The organism is Pseudomonas sp. Irchel 3E20 (assembly GCF_900187645.1).
In the GTDB taxonomy this organism is placed as follows: domain Bacteria; phylum Pseudomonadota; class Gammaproteobacteria; order Pseudomonadales; family Pseudomonadaceae; genus Aquipseudomonas.
Genome location: NZ_FYEE01000003.1, coordinates 265,582 through 282,147, shown reverse-complemented (window position 1 = coordinate 282,147; position 16,566 = coordinate 265,582). Strand labels below are relative to the sequence as shown.

Below are 16,566 nucleotides of genomic sequence, written 5' to 3'. Positions count from 1 at the left end.
CAAGCAGAACTTTCTTAATCCAAAACTTCATGGCGTGGGCACCACCGCGTTAAACATGATATTGACACTGCCGTAGTAACTTCCCGGCCTATAACCGGCCTCTGTCAGCGGTTGCGCAGTGATGTCCAGCAACACCCGTTTACCGGCGGCTGCTTCAACTTGGGAAACCACTTCAACCGGCCCCAAATGAGTGAGTTGCACGTTATTGAACATGACGGTCAAGGGAATGACCTGCGCATCGGCCACGCCCGTCGACAAATAAGCTGGGCTGTCTAACTTGGCCTCGATGGCACCGGCGTCGTGACGCACGTCAAAAGATTTACGCAAGCCTGCCAACTGCGACGTCACCGGGTTCCAGGCCAATTGTTGTTCACGGTGAATCCAATTGGGATCGGCGGGAATTACATAAAAACTGGGCGTGGGGATGCTCACCGACACCTCAAAGGTATGTTCTACGCGCTCTTGAGCCCAGCCCGTGGGGCCGCCCAACAGCAGGCTACCCAGTGCAATTGCCCAACGCAGCTTATCGGTCATGGCACCACCTGATACTTATCAATAGATTCAACACGCCACTTAACCTCGGATATCCATCTTGGTTTGTTTGGCGCCCTCGACCAGGGTGAATAAATAATGGCGCCCCGGTTGTTTATTAAACTCGAAGGCATGCCCCGCCATGATGTGGTGTTTAAGGGTCGGCGCGCAGTCGGTTTCACTGTTGATCGCACAGTCCTTGAACTCATCGACCACAACAACGGTATTGCCGTTATTACGGATGCGGTACTGTTGCGCGCTGTTGTCGATCACACTGTTGAACTTCGTATCGTTGGGCCGCACAAAAAACACCGTGCCGTACCCGGCCAATACATTGACCCCGGCGGTCAACTTTTCCTTGTACTCGGCGCGCTCTTGTTCGGAGACGGCGAACTCGTCTTCCTTCTCGGGCATTACCGGTACAAAACGCACGCGAAAGTAACGCTCGCGGCTACGGTCGCCCAAAAACAGCAAACGGGTACTTTGCATGCCATTGGCCGGCACAATCAGCCGCGCGGGGCTGGCGATCAGGCCATCCTTGCTGCTGTCGCCCCGGTCTTTCAGGGGCTGCTCGCTGATGTTGCCCTGCTCGTCGTAGAAGATTTCCATGATGCTGATGCGCACGAATGCCGTGCTGTCGCCGCCGTTGAACACCCGTTTGAGGTACGTGCCTTTATCGCCGTCGAGGTAGTCGTAGACCACACCGACGTTAATTTGCGGCCCGGCCTGCAACGCCGGGGCGCACGCGAGAATGCCCAGCAAAAGCATGCTTTTCAGGCCCAATAGCTTTTTCATCCAGTTCCAACCTCACTCTTCAATAGCGTTAAAAAATGCCGGCGTGGGTGGCGTCGCCGGCGTTGCTGCCTGGCGTGGCCAGGGTGTCTGGGGTGCAGCGCAAGTCACCGATCATCAACACGTCGCTCTCGGCGCTCGCGTTGGCCGGATCGAGACGGAACTGACACATCACGTTTTCCCCCGAGCGCACTTCCAAGGTCGGCGAATTGGCATTCATTTCCATGGAGAAGAACCCGTCCACCTCACTCACGCCGCGGCTGGCGTGGTTGATGACGTGGTAGCCGCGCAGGGGGCGACCTTCGGCGTCCAGCAGCCGGCCAAGGATGGTCACGGTTTTCATCACGCTGACCTTGCGGTAGTCCACCGCGCCCCGGTTCAGGTGATAGTTGGAGCGGGCCGGTTGAATCGTCGCCGCCGGGGCGTGATTGCCTTCGAAGTCGAAGCTCAATGAGCTGTTGCGGTACGCGGTGATAGGGATGAAATTGCGCCCCGTACGCAAGCGCGTGCTCCCACCGCCCTGGTCATCGGCGCGGATAACGACGTCGTCGACATCCGACTCCACGTCCACAATCATCCCCGCGCCCTGGCCCTGGGGCAGGCTGGTCAAGGCCATCGCCCCGCCGCCCACGGCCAGGGTATTGCTCAGGTTCAGGCCACCGGTGAGGTCGCCATTGAACGAAGAGCGCTGCACAAAGCCGTCACCGTTGAGTTGCCGCGTATCGAAACTGGCCATGCCGGACAGCCCCACGCCGTAGGTGTCGGCGCTGGCAGTAGCGGAGACGCTTTGCAGCACATGGTTTTGCAGGTCACGGCGGTAGCTCACCGCGGCGTTGTGGTCGCGCTCGCCTTCGCGGGAGGTGCGCGAGCCCAGGCTGGCGGCCCAGTGCCGGTGGTCACTGGGCCCTCCCAGGGCCAGGTTGAAGGTCAGGTCGAAGCCACGGTTACGCTGGCTGCCACTGCTCAGGCTGCCCGGGCGGTCAAACAACGACAGGCGCCAATAACCGTCACTGCCCAGCCAACGGGCACGCTGCATCCAACCCACGTCCAAGCCAGTGCCCTGGGTGTTGCCCTGGCTGTGGGACAGGCGTGCATTGAGGGAGTTGCTGCGGTCCAGGCGATGGTTGAGCGACAGCGATGAATTGCTGGTCTGGCCGACAAAGTCGCTGCGATGGCGGATACGCGTGCCGTCGGGCAGGATCTCGTAGGTATTGCGGGTATCGAGCCAACTGCGGGTGTGGTTGAACGCGACACTGCCGCTGCCGTAGTGGTACAGCAGGTTCAGGTCGGCGCCGGTGCCGTACTCCTGGGTCTGATACAGGTTGGCGTAGAGATTGACCGCGTTGGCCAGGCTCCAGTCCAACGAGGTGCCCAGTTGCAGGTGATCGCGCACCTGGCGCCCGGAGAGGCCGACGATCAACCGCGGGTGCAGCAAGTAATTGACGGCTGCACCGGCGGTCATTGCGCCGCTCGATTGCTCGTCCCAGTTGCTCAGCAGTTTGGTTTCGCGCCCGGCAAACAGGTTGTAGCGCCAGCGCTCGTCGTGGTTACGCCAGTTGCTGGGCTTGTACACCAACTCCTGGGTGGTGCTGGTGACCAGACCATCCTCGATCAAGCGCACTTCCACTTCATAGATGCCGCCAGGCAGTGGCCGGGTGTCCAGGCTCTGCAACCCGGCGGCCACGGCTTGGGTATTGACCAGCAAGCCGTTGCGGTAGATCTCCACCGAACCCTGGCGGTTGGCGGTGACGTAGATGGGGTACACGCTGGGCTTGGGATTGTTGATAGCCAGGGTGTCGGAACTGCCGTACATCACGCCCAACGCGGTGTCGGGGCTGGCACCGAACGAGCGCAACTGGCGCGTCAGGCCTTCGGCGTTGGGGGTGAAGTAGCCCAGGCGCAGGAAGTGGCCATCCAGTTCGCGCTGGCCGTAGAGCGAGTACACCGCGTGGTACAGCGTGCTGTCGTCCGGCCCGCCCAGGCGAGACAACTGCATGTTCATCGACTGGGTCCAGTTGCCCAGGCTGGCGTTAGCCTCCAGGCCCAGGCGCCCGCCCAGGTCTTGGCCCTGGCCGCCATTGAGGTTCAGTTGCTGGGTCAGCATCAGCCCTTGGCTGCCTTCGCTGGGCTGGCTGTGGTAATCAGGTTCGTCGGCATCGCGCTCGACGTTTTCGGTGAGCAGCGACACCAGAGATTCTTCGAGGTTGTAGTGCACCGCTACCAATTGCTCAATACACCCCGTGGCGCAGCCGCCCAGGGCCACGCCCTGCTTCAGGTACGCGGCCCAACGGTCGCGTTCGTCGGCAGTGACGGGGCTGTTGTCATGGTCGGTAAAGTTAATCAGGGTCAACCGATCATCGCGGGACAACACCACCATGGCTTCGCCGACGAGTTGCTGGTCGCGCTCTACGCGCACGGCCAGGGGTACATCGAAAAAGTGTTCTTCAAAGTCCGATGGAAGGCCTTTGGCCTGGTTCAATAAACTGCGTGGCGTGGTGCCCTCGGCCGCAACGCAAATTGTCATGACCGAGGTTAAAAACAGGACAAGCGCGGCCGCGATAGATGTCATCGGGAACATGAACAAAATACTCTGACTGCAGACAATCAACAGGGAAGTCCCGGCCGAGCGATAAAACTACCGAACGGCCGGAGATACGGCTTCTTGTTATGAAATACCGTGCATGCTTAGTTACGGCGTAACACGCGGCACGTTATCAAACACCACGGTCATATTATTGGCCGTGAACTCACCGGCTTGGGTATCGGCAGGCTTGGCCGCGACGATCACCATGTCGGCCTGGGTACCCGGTGTGGAGGCGGCATCGTCAACCACTTCCTGGGGGGCGCCGGTCAGGGTCTTGCCGTTGAAGGTGGTGGTCAGGGCGATGGAAGAGGAGCCGTTAGTCAGTGCAGCCGGGCCGCCCTCGATGTAGGCATGCACGGAACCATCGGTGTTTTTCACGTTGTACACCTGGCGCAGGCTGCTCAACAGGCCGGTTACCGGGTTGTAGTTCATCACCTCGTTACGGCCCCAGTTCGGGTCGTTGGGCAGCACGTGGAACTGCTTGGTCGGGATGGTGGCGGAGATGTTGATGATGCTGGTTGCCTCGCCTGCTGCAAAAACGCTCGACGACGCGAGCCCCAGAACAACCATGACTGCCATTTTCTTGAGCATCGTTTGAATACCTGTGTGGACCATTAAAAGTGTGTTTTCGATTCAGCAGAAGACCGGAAACCCAAGTTTCCGCCAAACCAACTAGACGCCTGAACTTGGGCCACGAAAGTTTCGTGACCGCCTCAAGTGCCGGGGCATGATCGGCCAATTCGCAACAAAATTAAGTAAGACACCTCAGTTAAATGTGTAGCCATATAACAAGAGGAGTGGAAAGAAATAACCGGGCTTTTATTAAAATCAACTTATTGGCTGTAAGAGACCGACTACACACTATAAAAAACAACTAACCACACAGATTGAGGTTAACTGTAAGACAAGTACTACTTGCCAGGCAACCTCGGCATTTACACCCGGCCAATAGTCTGGAATTCATTTAACTGTCATAAAAAACATAGCCAAGAATCCGCCTTCTGTCGGGTCAAAAAACATACACACCGGCGGGTTTCGACTCGGAGCCTTTTTGCCTGGCCGGTGGGGCCGTGAGCCGGTGGCGATGGTTTTTTCTTCTTGCATGTGCCTAAAGATATATCTTAAGTTGTATCTAAACCTGCATAGAGAACGACAAAATGAGCGAGCAGCATCCCCGCCACGACGGCCGTGACGGCTTCGAAAAACGCCCCGGCCGCGAACGCGGCGGCCGTGGGCCTCGAGTATTCGCCCCCGGCGACCTGAAATTGCTGCTGCTGGCATTGATCGCCGAGCAGCCCTGCCACGGGTACGACTTGATCCGCCAGATCGAAGGCATGTTCGACGGCGCCTACAGCCCCAGCCCCGGCGTGATCTACCCGACCCTGACGTTCCTGGAAGAAAGCGAACTGATAAGTGGCGACGCCGAAGGTGGGAAAAAGCGCTACAGCGTGACCGACGCCGGACGCCTGTCGTTGCAGGACCAGGCCATCGCTCTGAGCGGCGTGTACATGCGCATCGACGTCAGCAAACGCTCGCTGCGCGGCCACGACCGCCCGGCCGAAATCCACGAGGCGGTGCATAACCTGCGCCACGCCTTGCAGTTGCACCACGGGCGCTGGAGCCCGGCAGAAATCCTGCGGGTGCGCGACCTGCTCAACAACACCGCCAAAGCCATTGTCGACGGCCCCGCCGTCCAGCCCCAACAGGAGCAGCCCCATGAATGAAGTGAATCAACAGCGCATCCACCGCGTCAGCCATCCCATCGTGCGCCGGCACCTGGAGGTGCTGCGCATCACCGACCTGACGCCACGCATGCGCCGCATCACCCTCGGCGGGCCGGAGTTGGCCGGGTTTGTCAGCGTCGGCACGGACGACCACGTCAAGCTGCTGTTCCCCCAGACCGCGGCCGAACACGAAGCCATGAAAACCCTGGTGATCGGCGCCAAAGACGGCGGCCCGATGCCCGCCATGCGCGACTACACGCCACGCCGCTATGACCCGGACAGCCTCGAGCTGGATATCGATTTCGTGCTCCACGGCGACGGCCCTGCCTCGACCTGGGCCGAGCAGGCCCGCGTCGGCCAGGCGCTGTACATCGCCGGGCCACGGGGTTCGATGGTGGTGCCGGACATTTTCGACAGCTACCTGCTGATCGGCGACGAAACCGCCCTGCCCGCCATCGCCCGCCGCCTCGAAGGGCTCACGGGCCAGCGCCGGGTGCACGCGGTGATCGAGATCGCCAACGCCGCCGAGCGCCAAGCGCTGCCAAGCCCGGCGCAGGTCGAGGTGACCTGGGTGATACGCGGCGAACAGAATTTGCTGGAGACGGTGCGCCAACTGACCATCCCCGCAGGCTCGCTGTACGCCTGGATCGCCACCGAAACCAAGCTGTCGCGGCAACTGCGCCGGGTGCTGCTCGACGAACACGGGCTCGACGAGCAGTACGTCAAGGCTGTCGGCTACTGGCGGTTGGATAGCACGCTGGATGAGTGAAGCAGGCTGGCATGGGGTTCAGGTGGGAGCTGGCTTGCCAGCGATGGCGCCCTCAAGATCGCTATCGCGGGCGAGCTCGCGCCCACAGGAACCGATCCAGCGCCACCAGCGCCAGCCCCACCGCGACAAACCCCAGCAGAATCCCCACGGCATTGAGCAGCACCTGTGGATAACCCAGTTTGCCCACGTCGATAAAGGGATAGGGGTACAAGCCAATGGATTCGCCGCGTAGCAGCACCGCGCCGAAGTACAGCAGCGGGTACGCCGCCCACAGCGCCACATGCGCCACACGCAAGCGGCCCTTAGGCACCCAGCGCCACCAGTAAAAGGCAAACAGCAGCGGCATCACGTCGTGCAGCAATTGATCCGCCACCCGTTGCCAGCCCTGGGGTTGCCACAAGTGGCGCAGCAACAGGCTGTAGGCCACCGCCACCACCACAATGCTCACCGCCACACCGCTGCTGACCCACGGCTGGAGGAAAAAGCGCCGTGCCGCACCGTTGCGGGCGCTGAGGTGGCAGGTCAGCACCACCGCCACCAGGGTGTTGCTCAGCACCGTGAAGAAACTGAAGAAATTTACCAACCCGCCCACCAGGCTGGCCTCGGCCGCCCAGCGCAGGCTCAAAATCAAATACAACTGAATCGCCAACCCCGCCCAGCCCAGCCACGCCGCCGCCGTGACAAACCAGCGCTGATGACGGCCCAGGGCGACGGCGTGCATGGCTTAGTGCGGGCGCTTGGTGCGCATCAACTTGACGTAGAGGTGCTCGACCTTCTCCCGCGCCCACGGGGTTTTGCGCAGGAAGGTCAGGCTCGACTTGATGCTGGGGTCGCTTTTAAAGCAGCGGATATCGATGCGCTCGGCCAGCCCCGTCCATTCGTAGTGCTGCACCAGGGCGTTGAGGATCTGTTCCAGGGTCACGCCGTGCAGGGGGTTGGTGTCGGTTGCGGTCATGCCGGGCCTTTGAGCGAAGTGGGGAAGGAAGCCGCGCACCTTAGCCGACGGGCCGCCCCGGTGGAAGCGCTGCCTTGACTGTAGCCGCTGGCGACCACGACGGAAAAGTTCCCCTTGAGCCACGAAAAGAAATGTTATCTTATTACATAACGTAACCCACCCTTTCGTCTCAATCCCCTCCGTTTGCCAAGGAACGCTCCATGCTCCCCTCCGCCTCTCGCCCCCTGCTCTGGCGCCTGACGCCGCTGTGCGCCGCGCTGCTGTTCGGCGCCCCGGCCCATGCCCTGGAACTGCAACCGCAAATCATCACCGCCAACCCCTTGGGCAGCCAATTGGCCGCCCCCGCCAGCGTGCTCGAAGGCGATGCCCTGACCCTGCAACAGCAAGGCAGCCTGGGGGAAACCCTGAACAAGCAGCCTGGCGTGTCGTCGTCCTACTTCGGCCCGGGCGCCAGCCGCCCAATCATTCGGGGCCTGGATGGCGACCGCATCCGCATTCTGCGCAACGGTGTCGGCGCCCTCGACGCCTCGTCGTTGTCCTATGACCACGCGGTGCCGCTGGACCCGGTCAACGTCGAGCGCATCGAGATCGTGCGCGGCCCCGCCGCCCTGCTCTACGGCGGCAACGCCATCGGCGGCGTGGTCAACAGCTTCGACAACCGCATCCCCACCGCCGCCATCGACGGTATCCAGGGCGCGGGCGAGTTGCGCTACGGTGGCGCCGACACCACCCGTAGCAGCGCGGGCAAACTGGAGGCTGGCAACGGCACCTTCGCCCTGCACCTGGACGCCAACTCGCGGCAGTTCAACGACCTGAAAATCCCCGGTTTCGCCCGCAGCCGCCACGCCCCCGCCAGCGACGACGGTAATGGCAAAAAGGGCCGCTTGGGCAACAGCGACGGGCGCCAGGACGGCGGCGCGGTGGGCGGTGCCTACACCTGGGACGACGGCTATGCGGGGCTTTCCTACAGCAACTACGACGCCAACTACGGCTCGCCGGCCGAAGACAGCGTGCGCATTGGCATGAAGCAGGATCACTACGCCTTCGCCTCGCAACTGCGTAACCTCGACGGGCCGTTCAGCTCGGTGAAGCTCGACGCCGCCTACACCGACTACGAACACCGGGAAATCGAGGACGGCGAAGTCGGCACGATCTTCAAGAACAAGGGCTACGAAGCGCGTATCGAGGCACGGCACCAGCCCTTGGGCCCCGTGGAAGGCGTGGTCGGCGCCCAGTTCAGCCGCAGCGAATTTTCTGCCCTGGGCGAGGAAGCCTTCGTACCGCAAACCGACACCAACAGCGCCGCGCTCTTCGTGCTCGAAGAACTGCAAGCCAGCGAACGCCTGAAACTGAGCCTGGGCGCGCGCCTGGAGCACACCCGCATCGCCCCCGACAGCCAGGGCAACGAGCGTTTCGCCCGGGCCGACCAGGCCAGCCGCTTCAACGCCGCCAGCCTGTCGTCCGGCGCGGTGTACAGCCTGACGCCGGTGTGGTCCCTGGCCGCGACCCTGGGCTACACCGAACGCGCGCCAACCTTCTATGAGCTGTACGCCAACGGCGCCCACGTCGCCACCGGCACCTATGAAGTGGGCGACGCCGGCCTGAACAAGGAAAAAGCCGTGTCCAGCGACCTGGCCCTGCGCTTTGACAACGGCGTGCACAAGGGCAGCGTGGGGCTGTTCTACAGCCACTTCTCCCACTACATCGGCCTGCTCGGCACGGGGCGCAACCTCAATGACGAAGGCGAAGAAGACGCCGACGGCATCCCCGAATACGGCTACTCCGGCGTGCGGGCGCGCTTCAGCGGCATCGAAGCCCAGGATCGCTGGACACTAGGAGAAAATGCCTACGGCAAGTTTGCCCTGGAGCTGTCCGGCGATTACACCCGCGCGAAAAACCTCGACAACGGCCAGGCCCTGCCCCGCATCGCCCCGCTGCGCCTGAACAGCGGCCTGCTGTGGGAACTGGAACGCTGGCAGGCACGCATCGACGTCGAACACGCCAGCAGCCAACACCGCGTACCGGCCAACGAAAGCGCCACCGACGGCTACACCACCCTGGGCGCCAGCGCCGGCTACCGCTTCGACATCGGCGCCAGCCAATGGCTGGCCTTCGTCAAAGGCGAAAACCTGACCAACCAAACCGTGCGCTACGCCAGCTCGATCCTGCGCGACATCGCCCCGGCCCAAGGCCGAGGGGTGGAGGTGGGGTTGCGCACGACATTCTAAGCCCCCCTTGAGAAGCACCCTCGGTAGGCGCGGGCTCGCCCGCGCCTACCGGGACGGCCCAACCCACAGCGTTCGAGCCACACTGTTACCAAACCTGAAATGATCCATGTCAATAAAAGGGCTTTCTCTTGGGGAGAAGGCCCTTTATCCTTTCTGTCACACGCTGAAACGATTCACTTTCGCCCGACAGGCCCGTCACGGCGCGGTTTTTGCCAATGGCCGCGGCTTGCATCCGCCCCCCGCACTTCACCAAGACCTCATTTCTATGCCTGCTTTACACCCTTTGCGTTGCGCCTTTCCCACCCATTCCCTGCGCCTGCTCGGCGGCCTCGGCGCCATGGGGTTCGCCCTCTGCGCCCACGCCACGCCCGCGCTGGAGCGCGATTCGAACTGGATGCTGGGTGATTGGGGCGGTACCCGGACAGCGCTGTCTGAGCAGGGTTACGACTTCAAGATCGACTACACCGGCGAGACGGGCAGCAACCTGCACGGCGGCTACGACCACCACCGCACCACCCGCTACAGCGGCCAGTTCGGCTTTGGCAGCCACCTGGACCTGGACAAGATTCTGGGTTGGGACCATGCCGAGTTCCAACTGACCCTCACCGAGCGCCACGGCGACAACATCAGCAACGACCGCATCAACGACCCACGGGTCGGCGGTTTCACCTCGGCCCAGGAAGTCTGGGGCCGTGGCCAGACCTGGCGGCTGACACAGATGTGGTACCAGCAGAAATTCTTCGACCAGGCACTCGACATCAAGGCCGGCCGCTTTGGCCAAGGCGAAGACTTCAACAGCTTCCCCTGCGACTTCCAGAACCTGGCGTTCTGCGGCTCGCAAGTGGGCAACTGGGCCGGCGACATCTGGTACAACTGGCCGGTCAGCCAGTGGGCGCTGCGGGTCAAATACCACCTCACTCCCCAGCTTTACGCCCAGGTCGGCGCCTATGAGCAAAACCCTTCCAACCTGGACCGCGGCAACGGCTTCAAGCTCAGCGGCAGCGGCACCCAGGGCGCGGTGCTGCCGGTGGAGTTGGTGTGGACGCCGGCGCTCAACAGCCTGCCGGGCGAGTACCGCGCCGGTTACTACTACAGCAACGCCAATGCCCGCGATGTGTACCAAGACAGCCACGGCCAACCCGCGGCCCTGAGCGGTGAAAGCTACCGCAGCGCCTCCAGCAAGCACGGCTTCTGGCTCGGCGCGCAGCAGCAACTGACCAGCCGCGCCAGCGACCGGTCCCGGGGCTTGAATGTGTTCGCCAACGCGACGCTGCACGACAAGAAAACCAACGCCATCGATAACTACGTGCAGGCTGGCGTGGTTTATAAAGGCCTGTTCGACGCCCGCACCAAAGACGACATCGGCTTCGCCCTGGCCCGGGTGCACGTCAACCCGGCGTACCGCAAGAACGCCCAAGCGCAGAACCGCGCCCGCGTAGTGGCCGACTACGACGACGCCCGCTACCTGCCGCCCCAGGACACCGAGTACAGCGCCGAACTCTATTACGGCATCCACCTGGCCAACTGGCTGACCGTACGCCCCAACCTGCAATACATCCGCCACCCCGGCGGGGTCAGCCGCGTCGATGACGCGTTGATCGGCGGGGTCAAAATTCAGTCGTCGTTCTGACCCACGCCAGAGAAACCTGTGGGAGCGGGCTTGCCCGCGATAGCGCTAGATCGGCCGCATGCAAAGCCGCCATCGCGAGCAGGGCTCGCTCCCACCGCAGCGCACCCTGCCACCGAGGAAGGCCCAGGGCTCAAAGCCCCTACTTACTTATCTGAACCAAGCCCGCGCCTGATCGTCATCTACAGTGAACCAGCGCGGGACCACTCTCAACGTCACGGAGAACCACACTATGGGCACTGATGGTGCTTTGAGTCGCAGCCGCCTGCTGCCGAGCCTGCTCGGTATCGTGCTTGCGCTAATGGGCCTGGCCTTGCTGGCCGGGGGGATCAAGCTGAGCCTGCTTGGCGGGTCCCTGTATTACGTCTTGGCCGGTATCGGCCTGATTGCCACTGGCGCCCTGCTGCTGGCGGCCCGCCGCGCAGCGCTGGGCCTGTACGCGTTGGTGCTGTTCGCCAGCACCGTGTGGGCCCTGTGGGAAGTGGGCCTGGACTGGTGGCAACTGGTGCCACGCCTGGCGATGTTCTTCGCCATCGGTATCGTCCTGCTGCTGCCCTGGCTGCGCCGGCCGCTGCTGCGTGGCCAACCGTCAGGCATGGGCACTGGCGCCCTCGGCGCGGCGGTTGTCATCGCTGGCGCCGCGGCGCTGGCCAGCCAGTTCACGAACCCCGGTGAAATCAAGGGCGAACTGGACCGCGACAACGTGCCCGGCATGGCCAACACCGCCCCGGCCCAGGCTGATGGCGACTGGAACTCCTATGGGCGCAGCGCCCACGGTGACCGTTATTCGCCACTGGCTCAGATCACCGCGCAGAACGTGAGCAAACTGGTGCCGGCCTGGACCTATCGCACCGGCGACCTGCCCGGGCCGAACGACCCGGGCGAAACCACCGCGGAAAACACCCCGCTCAAGGTCAACGGCATGCTCTACGTGTGCACGCCCCACAGCCAGGTGATCGCCCTGGACCCGGACACCGGCAAGGAAATCTGGCGCTTCGACCCCAAGCTCTCGACGCAGAACGCGGCGAACTTCAAGGGCTGGGCCCACATGACCTGCCGTGGCGTGGCGTACCACGATGACGCCGCCTACGCCGCCAGTAGCACCGAGCAAAGCCCAGCGGCCACGGCCAACGCCTGCCCGCGCCGGATCTTCCTGCCCACCGCCGACACCCGCCTGATCGCCCTCAACGCCGACACCGGCAAGATGTGCGAAGACTTCGGCGACAAGGGCCAAGTCGACCTGCGCGCCAACATCGGCGGCTTCACGGCCGGTGGCTACTACTCCACCTCGCCACCGGCGGTGACGAAAAACCTGGTGGTGATCGGCGGCCATGTCACCGACAACGTCTCCACCGACGAGCCCAGCGGCGTGATCCGCGCTTTCGACGTGCACACCGGCAAACGGGTGTGGAACTGGGACAGCGGCAACCCCGACGACACCACGCCGCTGGCCGAGGGCAAAACCTACACCCGCAACTCGCCCAACATGTGGTCGATGTTCGCGGTCGATGAAAAGCTCGGCATGCTCTACCTGCCCATGGGCAACCAGACCCCCGACCAGTACGGCGGCGACCGCACCCCCGAGTCGGAAAAATACGCCGCCGGCCTGACCGCCCTGGACATCGATACCGGCAAGGTGCGCTGGTACATGCAGTTCACTCACCATGACCTGTGGGACATGGACGTGGGCGGCCAACCCACCCTGATGGACCTGAAAACCGCCGACGGCGTCAAACCCGCCGTGCTGGCCTCGACCAAGCAGGGCAGCATCTACGTGCTGGACCGACGCACCGGCGAAGCCATCGTGCCGATCCACGAAGTGCCGGTGCCGCAAGGCGCGGTGGCAGGCGACCACACTTCGCCGACCCAGCCCAAGTCCGAGTTGAACTTCATGCCACCGCCCCTCAAGGAGCGTGACATGTGGGGCGTGACGCCGTTCGACCAGCTGCTGTGCCGCATCGACTTCAAGTCCCTGCGCTACGACGGCCCGTTCACCCCGCCCTCACTGCAAGGCTCGATCGTCTACCCGGGTAACTTCGGTGTGTTCGACTGGGGCGGTATTTCAGTCGACCCGGTACGCCAGATCGCCTTCGTCAACCCCAGCTACATGGCGTTCCGCTCCAAGCTGATTCCGGCCTCGGAGATCGCCGCCCAAGGCCCACGCGTCAGCGAGACCGAAGGCGTGCAACCGAACAAAGGCGCGCCCTATGGCGTGGTGCTCGAAGCGCTGCTGTCGCCCATGGGCCTGCCGTGCCAGGCGCCAGCCTGGGGTTACGTGGCGGCGGTTGACTTGACCACCCACACAACCATCTGGATGCACAAAAACGGCACCGTGCGCGACAGCGCGCCGGTGCCCATCCCCCTGACCATGGGCGTCCCGAGCCTGGGCGGCACCTTCACCACCGCCGGTGGCGTGGCCTTCCTCAGCGGTACCCTGGACCAATACCTGCGCGCCTATGACGTGAAAAACGGCAAGCAACTGTGGCAAGGCCGCCTGCCCGCAGGCGCCCAGACCACGCCCATGACCTACACCGGCAAGGACGGCAAGCAATATGTGCTGGTCGTCGCCGGCGGCCACGGTTCCCTGGGCACTAAGCAGGGCGACTATGTAATTGCGTACAAATTGGCGGACTAAGCGTCAAGGCCAGCTAAAACCAAGGCGGCTACCTCACGGGTAGTCGCCTTTTTTGTGCTCATCGCCTGCACAAAAACAGGCTGATACCGTCATGGCAGAAACCCGAACAAGCGCGATGTGTAGCCCTAGACGTGAACATTTAGCAGACGCCATGGGCGTTGGGTGCGCGCCCGCACGCCCTAACTGATTACCCCGCCATTGAAACCCCTGGCCATGTGCCCCATCTAAGACCCATACCCCATTGCGCAGGTGCCTCATGACCGACCAGCAAGAACACCCCGAAGACACCGACCATTACGCCGATTCCGAGCACATCGAACACGATACCCAGGGCCGTGGCCTGGCCCTGCCGGGGCAGAACCTGCCGGACAAGGTCTACATCATCCCGATCCATAACCGCCCGTTCTTCCCCGCGCAAGTGCTGCCGGTGATCGTCAACGAAGAACCCTGGGCCGAGACGCTGGACCTGGTGGCCGAGTCCGAGCACCACTGCCTGGCGCTGTTCTACATGGACACCCCGCCCGAAGACCCACGCCATTTCGACACCTCGCGCCTGCCGCTGTACGGCACGCTGGTCAAGGTGCACCACGCCAGCCGCGAAGACGGCAAGCTGCAATTCGTCGCCCAGGGCCTGACCCGCGTGCGCATCCGCACCTGGCTCAAGCACCACCGCCCGCCGTACCTGGTGGAAGTGGAATACCCGCACCAGCCCAGCGAGCCGACCGACGAGGTCAAGGCCTACGGCATGGCGCTGATTAACGCGATCAAAGAGCTGCTGCCCCTCAACCCGCTATACAGCGAAGAGTTGAAGAACTACCTCAACCGCTTCAGCCCCAACGACCCCTCGCCCCTGACCGACTTCGCCGCCGCCCTCACCTCGGCCACCGGCAACGAGTTGCAGCAGGTACTCGATTGCGTGCCCATGCTCAAGCGCATGGAAAAAGTCCTGCCGATGCTGCGCAAGGAAGTGGAAGTCGCGCGCCTGCAAAAGGAAATCTCCGCCGAGGTGAACCGCAAGATCGGCGAACACCAGCGTGAGTTCTTCCTCAAGGAACAGCTCAAGGTGATCCAGCAGGAACTGGGCCTGACCAAAGACGACCGCAGCGCCGACCTCGAGCAGTTCGAGCAGCGGCTTACCGGCAAAACCCTGCCGGCCCAGGCGCAAAAGCGCATCAGCGAAGAAATGAACAAGCTGTCGATCCTGGAAACCGGCTCGCCGGAATACGCCGTGACCCGCAATTACCTGGATTGGGCCACCGCCCTGCCGTGGGGCGTGTACGGCGCCGACAAACTGGACCTCAAGCACGCGCGCAAAGTGCTCGACCGCCACCACGCCGGGCTGGACGATATCAAGGAACGCATTCTCGAATTCCTCGCCGTCGGCGCCTACAAGGGTGAGGTCAGCGGCTCCATTGTGCTGCTGGTGGGGCCGCCCGGCGTGGGCAAGACCAGCGTCGGCAAATCCATCGCCGAATCCCTGGGGCGGCCGTTCTACCGCTTCAGCGTCGGCGGCATGCGCGACGAGGCCGAGATCAAGGGCCACCGGCGCACCTACATCGGCGCCCAACCCGGCAAACTGGTGCAGGCCCTCAAGGAAGTGGAGGTGATGAACCCGGTCATCATGCTCGACGAGATCGACAAGATGGGCCAGAGCTACCAGGGCGACCCGGCCTCGGCGCTTTTGGAAACCCTGGACCCGGAACAGAACGTGGAATTTCTCGACCACTACCTGGACCTGCGCCTGGACCTGTCCAAAGTGCTGTTCGTGTGCACCGCCAACACCCTGGACTCGATCCCCGGCCCGCTGCTGGACCGCATGGAAGTGATTCGCCTGTCGGGCTACATCACCGAAGAAAAAATCGCCATCGCCAAACGCCACCTGTGGCCCAAGCAACTGGAAAAGGCCGGCGTGGCCAAGACCAGCCTGAGCATCAGCGACAGCGCCCTGCGTAGCGTGATCGACGGCTACGCCCGCGAAGCCGGCGTGCGCCAACTGGAAAAACAACTGGGCAAACTGGTGCGCAAGGCTGTGGTGAAACTGATCGACACGCCCACCGCCGTCATCAAACTGGGGCCCAAAGACCTGCAAGCCTCCCTCGGCACCCCGGTGTTTCGCAACGAGCAGGTGCTCAGCGGCATCGGCGTCATCACCGGCCTGGCCTGGACCAGCATGGGCGGCGCCACCCTGCCGATCGAAGCCACGCGCATCCACACCCTCAACCGCGGCTTCAAGCTCACCGGGCAACTGGGCGATGTGATGAAGGAGTCGGCCGAGATCGCCTACAGCTACGTCAGCTCCCACCTCAAGCAGTTCGGCGGCGACAGCCAGTTCTTCGACGAAGCCTTCGTGCACCTGCACGTGCCCGAAGGTGCCACGCCCAAGGACGGCCCCAGCGCCGGGGTGACCATGGCCAGTGCCCTGCTTTCGCTGGCACGCGACCAGGTGCCGAAAAAAGGCGTGGCCATGACCGGCGAGCTGACCCTCACTGGCCATGTGCTGCCCATTGGCGGCGTCCGGGAGAAAGTCATCGCCGCACGCCGGCAGAAAATCTTCGAACTGATCCTGCCCGAGCCCAACCGCGGTAACTTCGAGGAACTACCCGACTACCTCAAGGAAGGCATGACCGTGCACTTCGCCAAGCACTTTGCGGATGTGGCGAAGGTGCTGTTCTAACGCTGCGCGCTTGCTCCCGGCCAAATGCGCAAGCGGGCCGGGCGGCG

General features: G+C 63.0%; 12 protein-coding genes. 6 read left to right on the top strand and 6 right to left on the bottom strand.

Going from position 1 to position 16,566, the window contains the following annotated elements; genetic code table 11:
• Nucleotides 1-27: 27 nt before the first annotated feature.
• The 4 genes from CKW13_RS07645 to CKW13_RS07630 form a co-directional block, all read right to left on the bottom strand.
• The gene (locus tag CKW13_RS07645; protein ID WP_095107982.1) at nucleotides 28-534 is read right to left on the bottom strand and encodes a CS1 type fimbrial major subunit; all 507 of its coding nucleotides are present in this window, start codon (nucleotides 532-534) and stop codon (nucleotides 28-30) included.
• A 39-nt stretch (nucleotides 535-573) separates the two neighbouring features.
• Entirely contained in the window at nucleotides 574-1,326 is a 753-nt protein-coding gene (locus CKW13_RS07640) for a molecular chaperone (protein WP_371856225.1), read from the bottom strand.
• A gap of 28 nt (nucleotides 1,327-1,354) precedes the next feature.
• Complete coding sequence (locus CKW13_RS07635) at nucleotides 1,355-3,901, bottom strand: TcfC E-set like domain-containing protein (RefSeq protein WP_095107981.1); 2,547 nt, start codon at nucleotides 3,899-3,901, stop codon at nucleotides 1,355-1,357.
• Between the two features lie 111 nt (nucleotides 3,902-4,012).
• The gene (locus tag CKW13_RS07630) at nucleotides 4,013-4,498 is read right to left on the bottom strand and encodes a CS1 type fimbrial major subunit (RefSeq protein WP_095107980.1); all 486 of its coding nucleotides are present in this window, start codon (nucleotides 4,496-4,498) and stop codon (nucleotides 4,013-4,015) included.
• 566 nt (nucleotides 4,499-5,064) lie between these two features.
• Between CKW13_RS07630 and CKW13_RS07625 the strand changes: the two genes are divergently transcribed.
• Together CKW13_RS07625 and CKW13_RS07620 are read left to right on the top strand one after the other, a co-directional pair.
• Complete coding sequence (locus CKW13_RS07625) at nucleotides 5,065-5,631, top strand: PadR family transcriptional regulator (protein WP_095107979.1); 567 nt, start codon at nucleotides 5,065-5,067, stop codon at nucleotides 5,629-5,631.
• Nucleotides 5,624-6,400 (top strand): siderophore-interacting protein, encoded by a 777-nt coding sequence (locus CKW13_RS07620; protein ID WP_095107978.1) that lies wholly within the window; start codon nucleotides 5,624-5,626, stop codon nucleotides 6,398-6,400. The genes CKW13_RS07625 and CKW13_RS07620 overlap by 8 nt, the downstream gene beginning before the upstream one ends.
• A 61-nt stretch (nucleotides 6,401-6,461) precedes the next feature.
• Here the strand turns inward: CKW13_RS07620 and CKW13_RS07615 are convergent, their stop codons facing one another.
• On the bottom strand, nucleotides 6,462-7,121 hold the full coding sequence (locus CKW13_RS07615) for a Pr6Pr family membrane protein (RefSeq protein ID WP_095107977.1): 660 nt from the start codon (nucleotides 7,119-7,121) through the stop codon (nucleotides 6,462-6,464).
• Between the two features lie 3 nt (nucleotides 7,122-7,124).
• Nucleotides 7,125-7,355 carry a VF530 family DNA-binding protein gene (locus tag CKW13_RS07610; RefSeq protein ID WP_095107976.1) on the bottom strand — a complete coding sequence of 77 codons (231 nt, stop codon included), beginning with the start codon at nucleotides 7,353-7,355 and terminating at the stop codon, nucleotides 7,125-7,127.
• Nucleotides 7,356-7,555: 200 nt separating this feature from the next.
• Between CKW13_RS07610 and CKW13_RS07605 the strand changes: the two genes are divergently transcribed.
• The 4 genes from CKW13_RS07605 (at nucleotide 7,556) to lon (ending at nucleotide 16,519) form a co-directional block, all read left to right on the top strand.
• Nucleotides 7,556-9,583 carry a TonB-dependent receptor gene (locus CKW13_RS07605; protein WP_095107975.1) on the top strand — a complete coding sequence of 676 codons (2,028 nt, stop codon included), beginning with the start codon at nucleotides 7,556-7,558 and terminating at the stop codon, nucleotides 9,581-9,583.
• A 265-nt stretch (nucleotides 9,584-9,848) separates the two neighbouring features.
• The gene (locus CKW13_RS07600; RefSeq protein ID WP_095107974.1) at nucleotides 9,849-11,213 is read left to right on the top strand and encodes a carbohydrate porin; all 1,365 of its coding nucleotides are present in this window, start codon (nucleotides 9,849-9,851) and stop codon (nucleotides 11,211-11,213) included.
• A 229-nt stretch (nucleotides 11,214-11,442) separates the two neighbouring features.
• A complete protein-coding gene (locus tag CKW13_RS07595) occupies nucleotides 11,443-13,845 on the top strand; it encodes a glucose/quinate/shikimate family membrane-bound PQQ-dependent dehydrogenase (protein WP_095107973.1) in 2,403 nt (800 codons plus the stop codon).
• A gap of 256 nt (nucleotides 13,846-14,101) precedes the next feature.
• A complete protein-coding gene (lon, locus tag CKW13_RS07590) occupies nucleotides 14,102-16,519 on the top strand; it encodes an endopeptidase La (protein WP_095107972.1) in 2,418 nt (805 codons plus the stop codon).
• Nucleotides 16,520-16,566 lie beyond the last annotated feature (47 nt).